Source organism: Achromobacter sp. 1014246743, assembly GCF_059760725.1.
The window spans coordinates 1-18240 of the sequence record NZ_JCBANA010000070.1; the positions used below are offsets into that span (position 1 = coordinate 1).

Genomic DNA, 18240 nt, shown 5'->3' on the forward strand with positions numbered 1-18240 from the left:
ATCTGGGTTTGATGCGCTGTTAGACCTGTGGTCAGGGAATGGAATCTACGGGGTCGCCAAGCCGCGGCCGCGCGGGCGGCCACGTTTGGCATTGCGTTTCTAGAAAGTGTTGCGGGGGCGCTTCGCGCTGATGGAGATTGGTTTTCTATTGGGTCCACATCGTGGGGGTGGGGGCGGTGATGGGCGGCGCGGCAGGGTCCTGCTTGCGCATGCTAACCGTCTTGCGCGCCGCCCATCGGGCGCGGCAGATTGACTTGGAAGGTTACGGCATCCGCGCCGCTTGGTGGGGGGCTATAGAATTTGGGTATTCGTGACTGGGGGTCAAAAATGAGCCTGAATTCTGATGCTTTGCGGTTGTTCCTGGGCGTGGTCGACGCGGGGTCCATGAGTGCTGCGGCGGAGATGTTGGGGCAGACGGCTTCTGGGGTCAGTCGGGGGTTGTCGCGGTTGGAAGAGGATTTGGGGGTGGCGTTGTTGACGCGGACGACGCGGCGGATGGAGTTGACGGCGGAGGGGGCGCACTTTTTGCAGAAGGCGCGGCAGATTGTGCAGTCGTTGGAAGAGGCCGAGGAGTGCATGCGCATCGTGAATCAGCAGCCGGCGGGGCGGTTGCGGGTGGATGCGTCGGTGCCGGTGATGCTGCATTGCGTGGTGCCGCATGTGGCGGATTTTCGGCGGGAGTATCCGGCGATTTCGTTGGAGCTGACCAGCAATGATCGGATCGTGGATCTGATCGAGCATCGCACGGACGTGGCGTTGCGGATGGGGCCTTTGAATGATTCGACGTTGCATGCGCGGCCATTGCGGCCGCGGCCGCGGTGGTTGATGGCGAGTCCGGAGTATCTGGCGCGGCGTGGGGTGCCCAAGACGGTGGAGGATCTGGACGGGCATGAGCTGCTGGGGTTTACGCAGCCTGAAAGCCTGAATGTCTGGCCGCTGCGGCATGCGGGCGGGTCGAGTTATCTGGCGACGCCTACGTTGGCGACGTCCAGTGGCGAGACGCAGCGGCAGCTGGCGTTGCGGGGGGTGGGGATTGCCTGCCTGTCGGACTTCGTGTCGCAGGAAGACCTGGAAGCGGGGCGGCTGGTTCGGATCATGGAAGATATCCATACCGATTATTTGCAGCCGATGCATGCGGTGTATTACCGCAATACGCAGCTGTCGCGGCGGATTGCGTGCTTCCTGGATTTCTTCGCCAGCCGGTTGTGAAAGGGGCGTGCCAGGTGTGATTGCACCTGGCACGCAGCGTTCGGGACGCAGCACCCAGCTCGCGGCATCCTGCACGCAGGCCGTAGCACGGCATGCCGCGCGCCGGGTGCTGCGATGCTTTATCCGTGCAGTGCGCGGCCGAACGCGGACAGCACCGATTCGTGCAAGGTTTCCGACAGGGTCGGGTGCGCGAAGATGGTGTGCATCAGGTCTTCTTCGGTGGCTTCGAGTGCGGTGGCGACGCCGTAGCCGGTGATCAGTTCGGAGGCTTCGGGGTGGATGATGTGGGCGCCGAGCAGTTCACCGGTGGCGGCGTCGAATACCGTTTTGACCAGGCCCTGGTCTTCACCCATGGCGATGGCTTTGCCGTTGCCGGCGAAGGTGAATTTGCCGATGCGGATGTCGCGGCCGGTCTGCCTGGCGTGTTCACGGGCGCGGGCTTCGGTCATGCCGATGCTGGCGACCTGGGGGTGCGAGTAGGTGCAGGCGGGGATGCGCAGCGGATCGATGGGGTGGACGGGCTTGCCGGCGATGGCTTCGACGCACAGCACGGCTTCGTGGCTGGCCTTGTGGGCCAGCCAGGGGGCGCCGGCGACGTCGCCGATGGCGTAGATGCCGGGTTCGGCGGTGCGGCACAGGCCGTCGGTGACGATGTGGGTCTTTTCGACTTTGACGCGGGTCTGTTCCAGGCCCAGGTTTTCGACGTTGCCGACGATGCCGGCGGCGACGATGACGCGGTCGATTTCCAGTTCGGTCTGTTTGCCCTGCTGGTCGAGCACGACCTTGACGCCGGCGGTGGTCAGGCTGGATGACTTGACGGCGCATTGGGTCAGCACGCGGATGCCCTGCTTTTCGAAGGCCTTGCGGGCCAGGGCGGAGATCTCGGCGTCTTCCTGCGGCAGGATGTCCGCGGTCATGTCGATCAGGGTGACGTCGACGCCCACGGCGCGGTAGAAGCTGGCGAATTCAGCGCCGATGGCGCCTGCGCCCACGACCAGCAACGATTTGGGCAGGGCGGGGGGCGTCAGGGCCTGGCGATAGGTCCAGATGCGCTCGCCGGGGGGCAGGGCGGGCAGGTCGCGGGCGCGGGCGCCGGTGGCCAGGATGATGTGGCGGGCGGATAGCGTGGTGCCGTTGTCCAGGGCCACGCGGCCGCCGCCGGCCAGTTTGGCGCTGGCGGTGAAGACGCTGATGGCATGCTTTTTCATCAGGTGGGTCACGCCCTGGCCCAGGCGGGCGGCGACCTTGCGCGATCTGGCCACCATGGCGGCCAGGTCGGGTTGGGCATCGCCGGCGCCCGTGACGCCGTAGTGGGCGGCGTCGCGGCAGGCGCGCAGCACGGTGGCGCTGTGCAGCAGGGCCTTGGTGGGAATGCAGCCCCAGTTCAGGCAGATGCCGCCGAGTTCGGCGCGCTCTACCAGCGCGGTGGACAGGCCCAGCTGCGCGGCGCGGATGGCGGCCACGTAGCCGCCGGGGCCGCCGCCCACGACCACCAGGTCAAACGTCGTCTTGGTCATGGCGGGGCTCACAGCAGGATGCGCACGGGGTTTTCGATCAGCGACTTGAAGGCCGCCAGCCAGCGCGCGCCCACGGCGCCGTCGACGGCGCGATGGTCGGCCGACAGCGTCACGGTCATCACCGTGGCGGCGACCAGGTCGCCGTTCTCGGCCACGAGCGGGCGGCGTTCGGCGGCGCCGACGGCCAGGATGGCGGCTTGCGGCGGGTTGATGATGGCGGCGAACTGCTTGATGCCATACATGCCCAGGTTGCTGACGGTGAGCGAGCCGCCGGTGAATTCTTCGGGTTTCAGGCGGTTGATCTTGGCGCGGCCGGCCAGCTCCACGATTTCCGTGGCGATGGCGGACAGCGGCTTCACGTCGGCGTCGCGCACGATGGGCGTGACCAGGCCGCCGTCGGTGGCCACCGCCACGCTGACGTCGGCGCCGGCATGGAATTCGATGGCGTCGTCGTGCCAGCTGACGTTGACCTCGGGCACTTCGCGCAGGGCCAGGGCGGCGGCGCGGACGATGAAGTCATTGACCGACAGCTTGACCGTGCCGCCGTGGTTGGCCTGGGCACGCAGGGCCAGCAGCGCGTCCATGCGGCAGTCCAGCGTCAGGTAGAAGTGCGGCACGTGCTGCTTGCTTTCGGTCAGGCGGCGGGCGATGGCGCGGCGCATGCCGGTGTGCGGCACGCGGCGGGCCGGCGCGCGGCCGGATGCCGGCTGGGCGGGGGCGGCCGGGGCGTGGTCGCGCGCGGCTTCGACGTCGCGGCGCACGATGCGGCCGTGCGGGCCGGTGCCTTGCACGGTCAGCAGGTCCACATGCCATTGGGCGGCGAGGCGGCGGGCGAGGGGGCTGGCGAAGACGCGGGCGCCGGATGTGGCGCCGGGCGGTGCATTGGGGGCCACTGCGGTACCCGCGGGGGCGGCGCCGGTCGATGCGGCCGCCGACGACGCGGTCGCGGTTGCGGCGGCCGGTGCTGCGGCCGAGGACCCGGAAGCGCCCGTCGGCGCGCCGGCCTGTGCCGCTTGCACCGGCGTGTCCGCGCCGCCTGCTGCACCGCTTTGCGCCAGCGCACGTTCGATATCCGCCGCGCCTTCGCCCGGCGCCAGCAGCACGCCGATGACGGTGTTGATGGGCACCGAGGCGGCGCCCGCCGGCACGACGATGCGGCCCAGCACGCCGGCCTGTTCGGCGTTGATTTCGACGATGGCCTTTTCGGTTTCGATTTCGGCCAGGGCGTCGCCGACCGCGACGCTATCGCCTTCCTGCTTGAGCCACTGGTGCAGGGTGCCGCCATCCGCGTCGGCGGCGACAGAGGGGAGTTTGATCAGGGTTGCCACGTTGTTCGTCCTATTCTGCGTGCGCGGCCAGGTCGGGCCGGTAGGCCGCCGGGTCGTCGTATTCGACCAGTTCCAGCACATTGCCTTCGGGGTCGCGGAAGAACGCCAGCCAGGTGCCGGGACGCACTTGCATCGGCGCGGGCGCGCTGTCGAAGGCCACGCCGCGCGCCTGCAGGCGCGCCACGGTGCCCGCCAGGTCGCGCACGATGAAGGTCAGGTAGGTGGCGCCTTGGCGATCCAGGATGGCGGCGCCGCGCACGGCGGGCGCCGGGGCGGCGGTGGGTTGCAGCAGCTTGATGCGTTCGCCGTAGGGGGTTTGCAGGCGTGCCACGTCGTAGCCGTGCGTCGTCAGGCCGGTGGCCCGGGCCTTGTCGGCGGGCACGGTGACGCGGTTCACCAGCGTCAGGCCGACCACGTCGGTATAGAACGCCAGCATGGCGTCCAGGTCGGCGCAGCACAGGCCGACTTCCATCGGCACGGTCATGTCCAGGGTGGCGCTCATGCTTTTTCTCCCAGGTCGGCCAGCACGTCGGCCAGGCCGGCGATGACTTCTTCGGTGTCGGCAAAGGCGGCGCGTTCCAGCACTTTGGAAATGCTGGGCGAGGCTTCTCCGCCCGTCACGCGCTTGATCGGCTGGTCCAGCCAGTCGAAGTAGCGACGCTGGATTTCATCGGCCAGCATGGCGCCGTACGAGGTGCCGCGCACGCCTTGTTCCACGATCAGCACGTTGTTGGTCTTCTGGATGCTGGCGCCGATGGTGTCCCAGTCCAGGCTGGCGCGGTCCAGCGTGCGCAGGTCGATGACTTCGGCGTCCACGCCGGCCTCTTCGGCGGCCTTCAGGGCGCGGCTGACCATCGACAGGTAGGTCAGCACCGTGACCTTGGCGCCGCTGCGGCGCACGCGTGCCTTGCCAAAGGGAATGGCGTAGTCGAGGTCGCCATCGGGCACCTCGCCCGACGAGGCGTACAGGTCCACGTGCTCGATCACCAGCACCGGGTCCTTGGAGGCCAGCGCGGTGTTCATCAGGCCGATGTATTCGTAGGGCGTGGACGGGGCGACGATGCGCCAGCCGGGCGCGGTGGCGAACACGCCGGCCGGGTCCATCGAGTGCTGCGAGCCGTAGCCCGTGCCCATCGCGACCTTGGTGCGCAGCACGAACGGCACGTCGATGTCGCCGCCGAACATGTGGCGGGCCTTGCCGATCTGGTTGAAGATCTGGTCGGCCGCGACCCACATGAAGTCGGGGTACATGAATTCCACCACCGGCTTGTAGCGGCCGTCCATGGCCAGGCCGCCGCCCAGGCCGGCGAAGGCGTTTTCGGAAATGGGGGTGCCCAGCACGCGGTCGGGGTACTTGTCCTTCAGGCCGCGCGTCGCGCCGTTGGTGCCGCCCTTCAGGCGGTGCACGTCTTCGCCGAGCACGACCACGCCGGGGTCGGTTTCCATGCGGCGATCCAGCACGTCGGCCACGGCGTCGACGAATTTGCGTTCGACGCGGGCGCCGGGGTGGTCGGCGACGTCCTGGTAGCGCAGGCCTTCGAGTTCCGAGCCGTCGCTGCGCAGGCCCACGTCACGGAAGTCAGGGCGCGGCCACAGGTCGGCGCGCACGCGGCGCTTGCCGCCGTCCGCGGCTTCGGTCAGGCGGCCGGACACGTCCTTCATCACGTCCTTGCACTGTTGGCGCAGCGCGTCGACTTCGGCCTGGGTGATCAGCTTGCGGCCGATCATCTCGGCGGCGATCTTGTCCAGCGGATCGCGGCGGCGCCACACGGCTTCTTCTTCCTTGCTGCGGTAGCCGAAGGCGCTGCCGGGGAAGGGGCCGTTCTGGTGGAAGAAGCGGTACACGTCCACTTCGATGATGGTGGGGCCGTTGCCGGCGCGCATGTGGGCCACGGCTTCGGACATGGCCAGGTGCACGGCCAAGGGGTCCATGCCATCGACCTGCCAGGCGGGGATGTTGAAGGCCTGCCCGCGGGCCGACAGGCGCGGTTCGGCGGTGGATTCTTCCACCGTGGTCGACACGGCGTAGCGGTTGTTTTCGATGAAGAAGCACAGCGGCGTTTTCCACGCGGCGGTCAGGTTCATCGTTTCCAGCACCGAGCCGATGTTCACCGCGCCGTCGCCGAAGTAGGTCACGGCCACGCGGTCGGTGCCGGCATGGCGATGCGCCCAGGCGGCGCCGGCCGCGAGCGGCACGCCGCCGCCGACGATGGCATTGGTGCCCAGCGCGCCGGCTTCCAGCCAGCGCAGGTGCATGCTGCCGCCACGGCCGCGGCAATAGCCTTGCGCCAGGCCCATGATCTCGGCCAGCGTCTTGTGCAGCACCTCGTCGATGGCGGGCGTCAGCGGGTTGCGCGGGTCCAGGCCCAGCGGCGCGACGTGCTGCAAGGCCTTGGCCAGGAACTGGTGGTGGCCGCGATGCGAGCCGTTGATCTGGTCGCCGGCGCCCAGCGCCAGCACCGATCCGACGGCGCCGCCTTCCTGCCCCACGGACGAGTGCGCCGGACCGTGCACCAGGCCTGCGGCGGCCAGGTCCAGCACTGCCTCTTCAAAGGCGCGGATCCAGTGCAGCTGCGTGAGCATGGTGGCCAGCAGCGCGGGGTCTGCCTGTTGCCAGTCGCGGGCGTCGACCGTCAATTGCCGCCAGGGCGCTTGCGAGCCGAGCGGTTGGTAGGTGGCCATGAGTGAATCTCCAGAAAATTAGATAAGCGTCGATGCGGTCAGAGGTAGCTGTAGCGGCTCCAGCCGCCATCGGCCACCAGGGTGTGTCCGGTGATGTAGGCGGCCTGGCGCGAGGCCAGGAAGACCGCCAGGTCGGCCATTTCGGCCGGCTGCGCCATGCGCCGCAGCGGCGTGCGCTGCTTGAGGCGTTCGGGGTCCAGGCGGCCGCGTGCAGCCAGGTCGCGCACCAGGTCCGTTTCCACGTAGCCCGGTGCCAGCGCATTGACGCGCACGCCCTGCGGGCCCCATTCCACGGCCAGGGTCTCGGTCAGCAGCACCACCGCGCCTTTGGTGGCGCAATAGGCCGCGCGGTCGGGCGCCGCCACCACGCCGTACATGGATGCCAGGTTGATGATGCAGCCCTCGCCCTTGGGCACCATGCGGCGCCCGGCGGCCTGGGCGCACAGGAACACGCCGGTCAGGTTGATGTCGACGGCGCGGCGCCATTCGTCCACCGTCACGTCCAGGGTGGGCTTGTTGGCCGAGATGCCGGCGTTGTTGACCAGCACGTCGACGCCGCCCCAGGCCTGTTCGACCTGCGCGAAGGCGCGTTCGACCGCGTCGGCGTCGGTGACCGAGGCCTGCGCGGCCAGGGCTTCGCCGCCCGCGGCTTGCAGGCCGGCCACGGCCTCGGCCAGCGCGGCCGGGTCCATGTCCAGCAACGCCACGCGCGCCCCCTGGCGGATGAAGGCCTGGGCGGTGGCGTAGCCGATGCCTTTGGCGCCGCCGGTGATCACCACGGTCTTGCCGCGCAGATCGGGGTGGATGACGTCCGATTGCGATACTTCAGGGGTCATGTCCAAGTGCTTGCCTTTAACGGTGCGTGATGGAGGTATGGCGGGGGCAGGTTCGCAGGCGGTGTCAGACCGCCAGCCATTCCTGCACCACGTCCTGGCGCTCGTGCAATTGCGCGGGCGGGCCTTCGAAAACAATGCGGCCGTGGCCCATGACGCTGACGCGGGTCGAGACCTTCAGCGCGATGGTCAGCTTCTGCTCGACCAGCACCACCGACACCCCGCGCTGGTGGATGTCGCGGATCACGTCGGCGATCACTTCCACGATCTTGGGCGCCAGGCCTTCGGTGGGCTCGTCGATCAGCATGACCTTGGGGTTGCCCAGCAGCGAGCGGCACATGGTCAGCATCTGCTGCTCGCCGCCTGACAGGTTGCCGGCACGGGTGTTGCGCCGTTCCTTCAGGCGGGGGAAATACTCGAACATCTGCTCGACCGTCCAGGCCGGCGCGTCGGCGCGCGGCGGTTGCTCGCCCATGCGCAGGTTCTCGTCCACCGTCAGGTTGGCGAAGACCTCGCGCTCTTCGGGCACGAAACCCAGGCCGGCGCGGGCGATCTCGAAGGGTCGCTTGTTGGTGATGTCGCGGCCTTCGATGGCGATGCGGCCGGCGGTCACGTCCACCAGGCCCATGATGCTCTTCATGGTGGTGGACCGGCCGGCGCCGTTGCGGCCCAGCAGGCTGACCACTTCGCCGCGATTCACCGTCAGGTCGATGCCATGCAGGATGTGGCTCTTGCCATAGTGGGCGTGCACGCCTTGCAGCGCCAGCAGGGGGGATTGCATGCTCATACCGTTTCCTCTCCCAGGTAGGCTTCGCGCACGCGGGCATCGCCGCGGATCTCGGCCGGCGTGCCGGTGGCCAGGATTTCGCCGTAGACCAGCACGCTGATGCGGTCGGCCAGCGAAAACACCACCTGCATGTCGTGCTCGACGATCAGCAGGGTGCAGTCGCGCGTCACATCCTTGATGAGCTCGACGGTGTAGTCGACCTCGTGCTGCGACATGCCCGCCATGGGCTCGTCCAGCAGGATCACCTTGGGGCGCGAAGCCAGCGTCATGCCGATTTCCAGCGAACGCTGCTCGGAATAGTTCAGGTCGCCCGCCGCGGTGTGCTGCTTGGGCGCCAGCCGCACCTTTTCCAGCAACTGGTCGACGTGCTCGTTCACCGCGCGGTGGCGGGCGATGGGACGCCAGAAGTTGTAGACCAGCCCGTGCATGCGCAACACCGCCAGGCGCAGGTTTTCTCGCACCGACAGGCGCGGGAACACGTTGGTGATCTGGAACGAACGCGCCAGGCCCAGGCGGTTGATCTGCTCGGGCGGCAGGCCGCCGATGGAACGCGAACGCAGGTTGATGTCGCCCGACGTCGGGGCGAACGAGCCGGACATCAGGTGAAACAGCGTCGACTTGCCGGCGCCGTTGGGGCCGATGACGGCATGGCGTTCGCCGGCTTGCACTTGCAGGTTCACGCCGCGGATGATCTGCGCATCGCCAAAAGACTTGCGCACGTCCGTCAGGGTCAGGATCTCGTGGCTCATCGCGCGGCCTCCAGCACGGGTGCGGCATCGGCGCCGCTGCGCCACAGGGCAATGGCCCAGCGGCAGGCGGCCAGGCCGACGGCGAACAACGCCAGCGGCACCAGCCAGGTGGACAGCGCCAGCGGCGCCCAGTCGCGGCCGAACAGCGCGATGGCGGGCCAGCCGGCATCGGGATTCATGGCCAGCAGCGCGCGGTAGTCGCGGGCGAACATGCGTTGCAGCAGTTCCACGCTGAAGACCGTGGCGGCCGTCAGCAGCAGGCCGCTGGCCACCGACACCAGCGCGCGCGGCAGCCAGTTGGTCAGGCCACGCTCGCGCAGCGACTTGGCCGCGCGCTGCACCAGACCCACCAGGCCGTCCGGCACGAACAGCATCACCAGCACGAACAGCACGCCCTGGTACAGCAGCCACGACCGGGTGATGTCCGCCAGCGTCTGCGACAGGAAGGTCAGGATGGACGCGCCCAGCACCGGGCCCAGGAAGGCGTTGACGCCGCCGATGTAGGCGAACAGCACCGCGTCGGTGGACAGCTTGACCTCGAACAGCACGTAATTGCCGGCTTCGATGTTCAGCGCCTGCAGGCCGCCGGCAATGCCGGCAAACATGGCCGACAGCGCGAACACCAGGGTTTTGAGCGCGTGGGGTCGATAGCCCAGGTAGCGCAGGCGGTTGGCGTTTTCGCGCAGGCCCAGCGTCAAACGGCCCAGCGGCGTGCGGGTCAGGCCGTACAGCGCCGCCAGCGACACCAGCACCCAGGCCAGCACCAGGAAATACACCTCGATGTCGGACCCGAAGGAAAAGCCCCAGGCCGGCATGCGCATGGCCGACAGGCCCGCTTCGCCGCCGAACACGCCTTTCAGGTGCGGGGCCAGCGCGTGCAGCAGTTCGGCCAGCGCCAGCGTGATCATCGAAAAATACACGCCGGACCGCATGGTGGCGAACCAGCCGGCGACCAGGCCGAACAGCAGGCCGGCCACGCCGCCTGCCAGCGGCATCAAGGGCGTGGGCAGAAGGCCCGCGCCGCCCAGCGCGTTCATGGCGTGGATGGTGGCGAAGGTGCCCACGCCGAAATACGCCGCATGGCCGAACGACAGCATGCCGCCCTGGCCCGCCAGCAGGTTGAAGGCGCAGGCAAACAGCGCCGCGATCAGCATCTGCACCGCCGCAACCAGTTGCCCTGCCGGCAGCAGCCAGGGCAGGGCGCACAGCGCGCCGACACAGATGAGCAGCAGCAAGGCGGCCGAGACGCGGCCGGGGGAATTCAGGGGCCGGCTCATGCTTGCTCTCCTTTCAGGCCCGACGGCTTGACCAGCAGCACCACCAGCATCAGCAGGAAGGGCAGCGTCGCGGCCAGGCTGGAGATCTTCACCGTCATCAGGCCGCCTACGCTTTCGGCCCACTCGCCGGCGCCGAACAGGCCGAACAGGGTGGCGAGACTGGCGTCGATGCCGACCGAGAACGAGCTGATCAGGCCGATCAGCAGCGAGGCGATCATGGCGCCTTCGAGCGAGCCCAGGCCGCCCACCACCACCACCACGAACACCAGCACGCCCAGCTCCAGCGCCATGTTCGGATTGGTCGTGTAGAAGGCCCCGGCCACCGCGCCGGCCAGCCCCGCCATGGCCGCGCCCACGCCGAACACGCTCATGAACACCAGCGGCACGTTGTGGCCCAGGGCCTCGGCCATGCGCGGCCGGTAGATGGCCGAGCGCACCACGATGCCGACGCGGGTGCGCGACAGCAGCAGGTAGATCACGCCGAACATCGCCAGCGACACGCCGCCCATCAGCAGGCGATAGAAGGGGTAGTCCGCGTCGAACACGCGGAAGGCCGCGAAGTTCAGGAACGCCGGCACGCGGTAGTCGACAGGGAAGTCGCCGTAGAACAGCTTGATGAGCTCGGCGACGATGAACGCCAGGCCGAAGGTCACCAGCAGTTCCTGAGCGTGGCCGAACTTGTGCACCCGGCGCAGGAAGAAGCGTTCCACCCCCATGCCCAGCACGCCCGCGATGACGGTGGCCAGCACCAGCGCGGTCCAGAACCCCGTCACGGGCGCCAGGGTGTAGGCGGCATACGCGCCTATCATGTAGAACGAGGCGTGCGCGAAGTTGAGCACGCCCATCATGCCGAAGATCAGCGTCAGGCCTGCCGACACCATGAAAAGTAGCAGGCCGTAGATCACGCCGTTCAACAGCGAGACCGTAAAGTATTCCATGTCCGCTCCAAAATCCTTGCGCGCCAGGCGCAAAGCGCCCGGCGATTCATCACGCCCTGTTTGCCGGCCCCGCGCCGGTGAGCGTTGTTGTGATGCCGCCGCGGGCCGTCCGGCCCGCGGCGGGGGCCATCAGTCCGGGCGCACCATCTTGCAGGTGGCCTGCACCGGGGCGGAGACGTCCGCCGCGGCCAGCACCTTGACCGGCTCGAAGCCCATGTCGGTGCCGTCGGCCTTGTACTTGGCGTTCTTGCTGACCTTGGACACCACCATCGGCAGCTGTACCTGGTGGTCTTCGGCGCGCATGGTGTAGGTGCCCAGCGGCGACGTGTAGGTGACCTTTTCCAGCGCACGGGCCAGGTCCGGCACGGACAGCTTGCCGTCCTTGGGCTGGACCTGCTTGAGCGCCTGGCCCAGGAAGGTGATGCCGATGACGGTCTGCGGTTCGGTGTAGCTGGGGTAGTGGCCGGTCTTGGCCTTGTAGTCTTCGGCGAACTTGGCGCCGTCTTCGCCGGCGGCCTCGATGTTGTAGGGGTGGGCGATGTAGTGACCCAGCGCCACCTCGCCGGCGTTGGCCAGGTTGCCCACCTGGTCCAGGAACACCGTGGCAAAGCGCACCTTCAGGCCGGCCGATTGCGTGGCCTTCATGAGCAGCAGCAGGTCGTTGGACCAGTTGCCGGTGATGACGGTGTCCGGCGTGGCAGCGCGGATGCGGGCCACGTAGGGCGCGAAGTCCTGGATCTTGTTGACTTCGTGCAGTGTCTTGCCCACCACTTCATAGCCGTACTGCTTGGCAAAGCGCTCGGTGGCGCCTTCCATGTCCTGGCCCCAGGAATAGTTCTGGTTGATGGCGTACACGCGCTTGCCCAGCGTGCCGTCGGCCGACATGACCGAGGCCAGCGCCTTCACGCGCAGGTCGGCATTGGTGGTGAAGCGGAAATGGTAGAAGTGGCACTTCTGGCCCGTCAGTTCCAGGGCCTCGCCGCCCACGTTCAGGAACACGACTTCCTTGCCCGGATTGCGCAGGTTGTGCTTGCGCACGTCCTCGGTCAGTTGGCCCGAGATCGCCGACGACGACCCTTGCACCAGGATCTGCACGCCTTCGGCGGCCGCCGCGCGAAAGCGGTCGGACGCGCCCACCGGGCCGCCCTGGTTGTCGAACTCGACCAGCTCCAGCGGCTGGCCGTTCCAGCCGCCGGCCGCGTTGATGCGGTCCAGTTCATATTTGACCGCGGCGCGGAACATCAGGCCGGTCGAGGCCTGCGGGCCCGACAGCGTTTCGATCAGGCCGATCTTGACGGGCGCGGCCTGCGCCGATGCGGCAATGCCGGCCAGGCACAGCAGGCCGGTGGTGAAAGCCAATTTCATGCGTGTCTCCTCCGTGGAACGGGAGTGTGGGGTCCGTGAATCGATCAAGCTGCTTGATGCGGCTCTTGTATGCCCAGGAAGCGGGCAATTTCGGTGAGCTGGCCTTCCAGCATGTACAGGCCGGGGTGGGTGCGGCAGCCACGCGCGGCAGCGGCGCGCAGCAGTGGCGTGTCGACGCGGCTCATCACGGCGTCGGCCACGACCGTGCCAGGCGCCAGGGCGTCAAGCTGGAAGGGCAGGGAATCGGTATCGGCCAGGCCAAGCGAGGTCGCGTTGATCGCGATGTCACAGGACTCGGGGCGGGGGCCGGCAATGTGGAGGGCCAGCGCAGGGTAGTGCCGCGCCAGGCGTTCGGCAAAGGCCTCGGCCTTGGCCGCGGAGCGGTTGTAGAGCGACAGGCTGGCCGGGCCGGCATCGGCGATGGCACAGGCGATGGCCTTGCCCGCGCCGCCCAGGCCCGCCAGGTAGACATGGCGGCCGGCCGGATCGTGGCCCTGGCTGCGCAGGCCCGCGACAAAGCCCAGGCCGTCGAAGTTGCCGCCGGTCAGGCAGCCGTTCTGCAGACGCACGGCGTTGACCGCGCCGATCAACTGCGCGGCGGGGGTCAGGGCATCGCACAGGGCGGCGGCGCTTTCCTTGTGCGGCACGGTGACCACGATGCCGCCCAGGTTGGCCAGGCCGCGCAGGCCGGCAAACAGGGCGGGCAGCGCGGCGGCCCCGACGTGAAACGGGACCATCACGCCATCCACGCCGCGCTCGCGCAGCAGGGCGTTGAGCCGCTGGGGCGTCCTGACGTGCGCGATCGGGTCTGCCGCGATCGCAAATACGGTAGTGCTGCCGGTGATGTCCACCTGGTTGTCCCCTGCCTGTCATGCGGCCCTAGGCCGTGCTTTTTGCTGACGCCCTTGCCTGGAAGCGCGGGTTGATTTACGCTTTCATCACAAGTTGTCAGGCAACTTTATTAAGTTGTCCGATAAATCATAGGGCAAGCGTTTTTCCCGTGTCAAGCAACGGATTCGACGGTTCAATCGAATTCGTGGGCAACCCCCGGGACCCGGCGCGGGCCGCTCGAACATCGCTAGGGAGACAGCATGATTTCGTTTGAAGGACAGGTAGTGGCCATCACCGGCGCGGGCAACGGCATCGGTCTGGCAACCGCGCGGCTGATGGCCGCCCACGGCGCCCGGCTGGTGCTGACCGATATCGACAAGGCGCGCCTGGAAGAGGTGGCGGCCGAACTGGACGCCACCGGCCAGCGCGTCTACACCCATGCGCTGGACGTGGCGGCTTCGGCCGATTGCGAACGCGTGCTGGAACGCGCCGCGCAGCACTTCGGCGGCCTGGACCACCTGGTGCACTGCGCCGGCATCTATCCCGAACAACTGGTCAGGGACACCACGGACGAGGCCTGGAAGAAGCTGATGGGCGTGAACCTGGACGGCACCTTCTACGTCTGCCGCGCGGCCCAGCGTCACCTGCGCCAGAATGGCTCGATCGTGCTCCTGACGTCGCTGGCCGCGCAGCGCGGCAGCTACGCCCACGCCGCCTATTCGGCATCCAAGGGCGCGGTGCAGAGCTTCGCCCGCAGCCTGGCGCTGGAACTGGCGCCGCAGATCCGCGTGAACGCGGTGGCACCCGGCATCATCGCCACCTCCATGACCCACGACCTGATCGGCCAAAAGGGCGCCCAGTTGCTGGAAAGCACCCCGCTCAAGCGCTTCGGCACCGCCGACGAAATCGCCGGCGCCATCGCCTTCCTGTGCTCACCGCTGGCGGGCTTCGTCACCGGCGAAGTCATGCAGGTCAACGGCGGCATCTATATCGCGTAAAGTCTCAAACCGCCGTGCCCTTGCAACCCGGCAAAAGACTATGATTTTCAAGGGCGCGGCCGCAGTGAAACGTCGAAAACTCCTATAACCCAAGGTAGCCGCCCCGCGAGCCGCCTTACGTTTTAATGAACCTCATGCAGCCCATATCCGAACAGGACCGGCGGGACTCCGACCCGCAACGCGCCGCTCCCAGGCACTCGCTATCCGCGGGCGTGGCCGACGCGCTGGCCGAGCAGATCCGCCAGGGCGCGCTGGCGCCCGGCGACCGCCTGCCCACCGAAAAGCAACTGACCGAGATCTACTCCGTCAGCCGCGCCGTGGTGCGCGAGGCGCTGGCGCGCCTGAAATCCGAAGGCCTGATCACGTCGCAGCAAGGCAGCGGCGTCTTCGTCGACCCGAACTTCCAGCGCAACGCCTTTCGCATTGCCGCGCCATCCCCGGGCGACAGCCAGGACCTGGAACACATCCTGGAACTGATGCTGTCGATCGAAGTCACCGCCGCCCGCTACGCCGCGCAGCGCCGCACCGACGCCGACCTGAAGAAGATGCGCCAGGCGCTGGTGGGCATGGAGTACGCGCTGATCAACGACAAGCTGGGCGACGAAGAGGACTACCAGTTCCACCAGTCGATCGTGCAGGCCACTCACAACCCCCACCTGGTGGCGCTGAACGACTACCTGGAAGCCAATGTGCGGCGTGTCATCCGCAGCGCGCGCAACAACACGGCGCGCAGGTATGCCGAACGCATGGCGGCGGTGCAGAGCGAACACCAGGCGATCTTCGCCGCCATCGAAAACGGCGATCCGGACGCCGCGGGCCGTGCCGCCGAGCAGCACCTGCGCAACGCGGCCGACCGGCTGCGGCTGTTCCAGGCGGAGCGGCCCGCACCGGTGTGAGCCCTGTTGGCGGGGACCGACGAGCGCGCTGCGGCGGGCGGGTCGTTGCATCGCCCCCCCGCGGGCCAGGGCTCAAGCGAAGGTCTGCTCCATTTCGCGGCGAAACTGCACGGCCTGCGAGCGATCGTCGTATTCGACGTCGCTCCAGCGGATCGCCTGCGATTGCCGCACGGCATGCTTGAGCTTGACCTGATGCGACAGGCCCAGCGGCAGATAGCCTTCTTCCACGGAATCGCGCGCCGGCATCAGGCGTCCGTACACCGTATAGCCGCCTTCGCCGTCCAGCAGTTGCCCGGCCTGCAGATCGCGCTTGGCCGTGGCCACCACGTCGCCATGCCAGCCTGCCGGTGCACCCGTGGGCTCGCGCCGCAGCCCCACGCTGGCTACGCTGATGCCCAGTTCCAGGCCCAGCAGGTGATACGGCTTGTACATGGCGGTGTAGTTGCCGCCCGGATCGGTGACCAGCCCGTATTCCTTGAAACAGCGGCGCACGTAATCGCTATCGGCGGCCAGCGTCACGTACACGCCCCAGCGCAGGTCGCGAAACACCGGCCGGCCGTCGCGCTCGAGCGAGGAAATCACCTCGACCTGTCCGCGATGATGCAGAATGCCGCCGTCTTCGCGCGGCCGCAGCACCCGCGCCAGGTCATCCACGCCGCAAGGCGGAAAATGCAGTCCGGACGGCGATGGCAAGAGCCCCGTGGCATTGGACACCGCCGCCATCTCGATGGCGCTCTTGGTGCCATCCAGGAAACTGTTGAACATCTGCGCATTGAAATCGCCGGCCGCCACCATCTCGGCAGTGAAGCCGTAGTACGGCCACACGGTGTCCGGCGTGGACGTATGGAACTCAGGCAGATACTTGGTGCCCTTGCCCGCCGCCATGACCTCGAAGCCGCTGGCCCGCGCCCAGTCGACCATTTCGCAGATCAACGCCGGCTGGTCGCCATAGGCCAGCGAATAGACGATGCCGGCCTCGCGTGCACGCCGCGCCAGCAGCGGCCCCGCCAGCGCATCGGCTTCGACATTGACCATGATGATGTGCTTGCCCTGCTCGCAGCAGGCCAGCACGTGCCCGATACCCGCGGCCGCCTGGCCGGTGGCGTCGATGACGATGTCGACGTCGGGGCTGGCGATGACCGCGTAGGGGTCGTCGCTGAAATAGACCTTGCCGTTCTTGAGGGCGTCATTGACGCTGGTGGCATTGAGCGCCGTCGCCGGCCACCCCACCCGGGTCAGTGCCGCGCGGGCCCGGTCGGGTGCCAGGTCGGCCACCGCCACCAGGCGCATGCCCGGCGTGCGCGGAGCCTGGCTCATGAACATCGAGCCGAACTTTCCGGCGCCCAGCAGCGCGACGCGCAAGGGCTTGTGGTCGGCTTCTCGCTGCTTGAGCAGACGGTGCAGATTCATGGTGCGGGCTCCTCCAGGAAATGGGGATACAGCACCACAGGATAGTCCTAAAACATGACGGCTGAACAGGGCCTGCAAACCGCCCGGAAAGCCCTCATCCGAAGGGCTTGCGACCCTATCATCCGGGCGTCACTCGTCTGCGGTATAGAGTTCGCCGGCCAGCACGCTGCGCCAGTTGCTCCAGTTGATGCGCGGCCGGTCGGTCACCTCGCGGTTGTAGGGCGCATCGAACAGAATGTGCTTCCAGCGCGGCTTGACCGCGCCCTGGATCAACGGCTTGTCGTCGATCAGCAAGTTGCCGTGCACCAGCGTCTTGTCCTTGGTCAGCACCAGCCGGTTGGTCGCCTCGCGCCCCAGGTGCTTTTCCACCCACAGATACTTCTCGGCCACGCAGTTCTCGAACTGCGACAGCGGCGAGGTGCAGATGCGCACATCCATGCCCAGCGCCAGCAATTCCTTCACCGCATCCAGCGCCCCCGGAACGGGAGGCAGGTTGCGAATGAACCCCGGCGCGGTATAGATGGCCTCGGCCATGCCCCGCAGTTCCGGCGCATAGTCTTCGCGAATGTAGAAGGACTTGCGATCCTCGAACGCCACGGGCGCAATATCGGGATGGCGCTCGCGCCAGGCATCGATGAACGCATGTTCGAAGTCGGCCAGCACGCCGTCTTGGTCGAGCAGGATGATCATGAAGATCCTAAGTCGTTGCGACGGGCTCGATTGTGCCAGAGCCGTGAGCGGGCGGTCCGCTCGCCTGGCCGTCTCTACGCTAGGCCGGTCGCGGGCAAGATTGGGCCACGACCCGATAGCGGCTGCCGCCGGTGGAAGATTCCGACGCCACCAGCACCATGCGTTCATACCTCCAGGTCAGCGGGGCCGGTGGCGCTGCGGGCGGCGCATCGCGTTCGATATTGCGCAGCAGCGTGACGTGCGGGCGGAACGGTTGGGTGGGCGGCACCAGGCCGAATGCCGACAGCCAGAGCCAGAGGCCGTCATGCGCCGCCTGCAGCAGATCGGGCACGTGGCTCGGTCCAGCCCACAGGATGCGCTGCCGGGCAAAGACGCCGTACTGATCCAGGGTGAGCTCACCGGGTATCAGGCGATGAAAGGGGGTGGCCTCGATGAGTTCGTCGGCGATCGCCCGGTCCACCGAACCCAGGAAGGCCAGCGTCAGATGCAGGGTTTCCGTGCGCATGACACGGCCCTGTGCGTGGGCGTGGGCGTGGTCGGCCCACGTGGCCAGGTTGCTGGCCAGGGGCGCGTCGGGCCAGAGCGCGTAGAAGAGGCGGGTGGTCGGCATGACGGAATTGTAGGCCCGACTTGCGCCGGGGTCAGACGATTCTGAATCGCGAGGGGCCGTCCGGCGCGGCGGCCGCGACCGGCGCAGATCCGGAATCGTCTGATGTCAGGCGATCCCGAC

Annotated in this window: 17 protein-coding genes; 3 read left to right on the forward strand and 14 right to left on the reverse strand. The window is 67.8% G+C overall.

The features are described from left to right. Positions 1-327: 327 nt before the first annotated feature. Positions 328-1209 carry a LysR family transcriptional regulator gene (locus AC6LJ2_RS24210; protein ID WP_263915634.1) on the forward strand — a complete coding sequence of 294 codons (882 nt, stop codon included), beginning with the start codon at positions 328-330 and terminating at the stop codon, positions 1207-1209. Between the two features lie 119 nt (positions 1210-1328). On the opposite strand, the gene lpdA is transcribed toward AC6LJ2_RS24210, so the two are convergent. The 11 genes from lpdA to AC6LJ2_RS24265 all read right to left on the reverse strand — a co-directional run bounded on the left by lpdA (position 1329) and on the right by AC6LJ2_RS24265 (position 13536). Then, entirely contained in the window at positions 1329-2726 is a 1398-nt protein-coding gene (gene lpdA / locus AC6LJ2_RS24215; protein ID WP_498152351.1) for a dihydrolipoyl dehydrogenase, read from the reverse strand. Between the two features lie 8 nt (positions 2727-2734). Continuing rightward, positions 2735-4054 (reverse strand): pyruvate dehydrogenase complex dihydrolipoamide acetyltransferase, encoded by a 1320-nt coding sequence (locus AC6LJ2_RS24220; RefSeq protein WP_498152352.1) that lies wholly within the window; start codon positions 4052-4054, stop codon positions 2735-2737. 10 nt (positions 4055-4064) lie between these two features. Then, entirely contained in the window at positions 4065-4556 is a 492-nt protein-coding gene (locus tag AC6LJ2_RS24225; RefSeq protein WP_263915637.1) for a VOC family protein, read from the reverse strand. Then, positions 4553-6736 (reverse strand): alpha-ketoacid dehydrogenase subunit alpha/beta, encoded by a 2184-nt coding sequence (locus AC6LJ2_RS24230; protein ID WP_498152353.1) that lies wholly within the window; start codon positions 6734-6736, stop codon positions 4553-4555. Before AC6LJ2_RS24230 ends, AC6LJ2_RS24225 begins: the two co-directional genes overlap by 4 nt. 38 nt (positions 6737-6774) lie before the next feature. Continuing rightward, complete coding sequence (locus tag AC6LJ2_RS24235; protein WP_445657677.1) at positions 6775-7578, reverse strand: SDR family NAD(P)-dependent oxidoreductase; 804 nt, start codon at positions 7576-7578, stop codon at positions 6775-6777. A 58-nt stretch (positions 7579-7636) separates the two neighbouring features. Further along, positions 7637-8356 carry an ABC transporter ATP-binding protein gene (locus AC6LJ2_RS24240; protein WP_263915640.1) on the reverse strand — a complete coding sequence of 240 codons (720 nt, stop codon included), beginning with the start codon at positions 8354-8356 and terminating at the stop codon, positions 7637-7639. Continuing rightward, complete coding sequence (locus tag AC6LJ2_RS24245; protein ID WP_498152354.1) at positions 8353-9105, reverse strand: ABC transporter ATP-binding protein; 753 nt, start codon at positions 9103-9105, stop codon at positions 8353-8355. The genes AC6LJ2_RS24240 and AC6LJ2_RS24245 overlap by 4 nt, the downstream gene beginning before the upstream one ends. Beyond that, a complete protein-coding gene (locus tag AC6LJ2_RS24250) occupies positions 9102-10382 on the reverse strand; it encodes a branched-chain amino acid ABC transporter permease (RefSeq protein WP_498152355.1) in 1281 nt (426 codons plus the stop codon). The genes AC6LJ2_RS24245 and AC6LJ2_RS24250 overlap by 4 nt, the downstream gene beginning before the upstream one ends. After that, a complete protein-coding gene (locus tag AC6LJ2_RS24255; RefSeq protein ID WP_263915643.1) occupies positions 10379-11320 on the reverse strand; it encodes a branched-chain amino acid ABC transporter permease in 942 nt (313 codons plus the stop codon). Before AC6LJ2_RS24255 ends, AC6LJ2_RS24250 begins: the two co-directional genes overlap by 4 nt. A gap of 129 nt (positions 11321-11449) precedes the next feature. After that, a complete protein-coding gene (locus AC6LJ2_RS24260) occupies positions 11450-12685 on the reverse strand; it encodes a branched-chain amino acid ABC transporter substrate-binding protein (protein WP_445657676.1) in 1236 nt (411 codons plus the stop codon). Between the two features lie 44 nt (positions 12686-12729). Next, positions 12730-13536 (reverse strand): shikimate dehydrogenase family protein, encoded by an 807-nt coding sequence (locus AC6LJ2_RS24265; RefSeq protein WP_445657675.1) that lies wholly within the window; start codon positions 13534-13536, stop codon positions 12730-12732. 240 nt (positions 13537-13776) lie between these two features. Between AC6LJ2_RS24265 and AC6LJ2_RS24270 the strand changes: the two genes are divergently transcribed. Continuing rightward, positions 13777-14514: an SDR family NAD(P)-dependent oxidoreductase gene (locus tag AC6LJ2_RS24270; protein ID WP_263915646.1), complete on the forward strand. Its 738-nt coding sequence runs from the start codon at positions 13777-13779 to the stop codon at positions 14512-14514. Positions 14515-14648: 134 nt separating this feature from the next. Then, complete coding sequence (locus AC6LJ2_RS24275) at positions 14649-15410, forward strand: FadR/GntR family transcriptional regulator (protein WP_498152356.1); 762 nt, start codon at positions 14649-14651, stop codon at positions 15408-15410. A gap of 72 nt (positions 15411-15482) precedes the next feature. Here the strand turns inward: AC6LJ2_RS24275 and AC6LJ2_RS24280 are convergent, their stop codons facing one another. The 3 genes from AC6LJ2_RS24280 to thpR all read right to left on the reverse strand — a co-directional run bounded on the left by AC6LJ2_RS24280 (position 15483) and on the right by thpR (position 18120). Further along, positions 15483-16820 carry an NAD(P)H-dependent oxidoreductase gene (locus tag AC6LJ2_RS24280; protein ID WP_263915648.1) on the reverse strand — a complete coding sequence of 446 codons (1338 nt, stop codon included), beginning with the start codon at positions 16818-16820 and terminating at the stop codon, positions 15483-15485. Between the two features lie 129 nt (positions 16821-16949). After that, on the reverse strand, positions 16950-17510 hold the full coding sequence (locus AC6LJ2_RS24285) for a 5'-3'-deoxyribonucleotidase (RefSeq protein WP_263915649.1): 561 nt from the start codon (positions 17508-17510) through the stop codon (positions 16950-16952). A gap of 79 nt (positions 17511-17589) precedes the next feature. After that, entirely contained in the window at positions 17590-18120 is a 531-nt protein-coding gene (thpR, locus tag AC6LJ2_RS24290; RefSeq protein WP_498152357.1) for an RNA 2',3'-cyclic phosphodiesterase, read from the reverse strand. Between the last annotated feature and the right edge of the window lie 120 nt (positions 18121-18240).

What these genes read in the sequence shown, in the direction of transcription:
- AC6LJ2_RS24225 (WP_263915637.1), bottom strand. Translation starts at nt 4,556, where the DNA reads ATGAGCGCCACCCTGGACATGACCGTGCCGATGGAAGTCGGCCTGTGC.
- AC6LJ2_RS24210 (WP_263915634.1), top strand. Translation starts at nt 328, where the DNA reads ATGAGCCTGAATTCTGATGCTTTGCGGTTGTTCCTGGGCGTGGTCGAC.
- AC6LJ2_RS24230 (WP_498152353.1), bottom strand. Translation starts at nt 6,736, where the DNA reads ATGGCCACCTACCAACCGCTCGGCTCGCAAGCGCCCTGGCGGCAATTG.
- AC6LJ2_RS24250 (WP_498152355.1), bottom strand. Translation starts at nt 10,382, where the DNA reads ATGAGCCGGCCCCTGAATTCCCCCGGCCGCGTCTCGGCCGCCTTGCTG.
- lpdA (WP_498152351.1), bottom strand. Translation starts at nt 2,726, where the DNA reads ATGACCAAGACGACGTTTGACCTGGTGGTCGTGGGCGGCGGCCCCGGC.
- AC6LJ2_RS24270 (WP_263915646.1), top strand. Translation starts at nt 13,777, where the DNA reads ATGATTTCGTTTGAAGGACAGGTAGTGGCCATCACCGGCGCGGGCAAC.
- AC6LJ2_RS24245 (WP_498152354.1), bottom strand. Translation starts at nt 9,105, where the DNA reads ATGAGCCACGAGATCCTGACCCTGACGGACGTGCGCAAGTCTTTTGGC.
- AC6LJ2_RS24255 (WP_263915643.1), bottom strand. Translation starts at nt 11,320, where the DNA reads ATGGAATACTTTACGGTCTCGCTGTTGAACGGCGTGATCTACGGCCTG.
- thpR (WP_498152357.1), bottom strand. Translation starts at nt 18,120, where the DNA reads ATGCCGACCACCCGCCTCTTCTACGCGCTCTGGCCCGACGCGCCCCTG.
- AC6LJ2_RS24280 (WP_263915648.1), bottom strand. Translation starts at nt 16,820, where the DNA reads ATGAATCTGCACCGTCTGCTCAAGCAGCGAGAAGCCGACCACAAGCCC.
- AC6LJ2_RS24275 (WP_498152356.1), top strand. Translation starts at nt 14,649, where the DNA reads ATGCAGCCCATATCCGAACAGGACCGGCGGGACTCCGACCCGCAACGC.
- AC6LJ2_RS24260 (WP_445657676.1), bottom strand. Translation starts at nt 12,685, where the DNA reads ATGAAATTGGCTTTCACCACCGGCCTGCTGTGCCTGGCCGGCATTGCC.
- AC6LJ2_RS24240 (WP_263915640.1), bottom strand. Translation starts at nt 8,356, where the DNA reads ATGAGCATGCAATCCCCCCTGCTGGCGCTGCAAGGCGTGCACGCCCAC.
- AC6LJ2_RS24285 (WP_263915649.1), bottom strand. Translation starts at nt 17,510, where the DNA reads ATGATCATCCTGCTCGACCAAGACGGCGTGCTGGCCGACTTCGAACAT.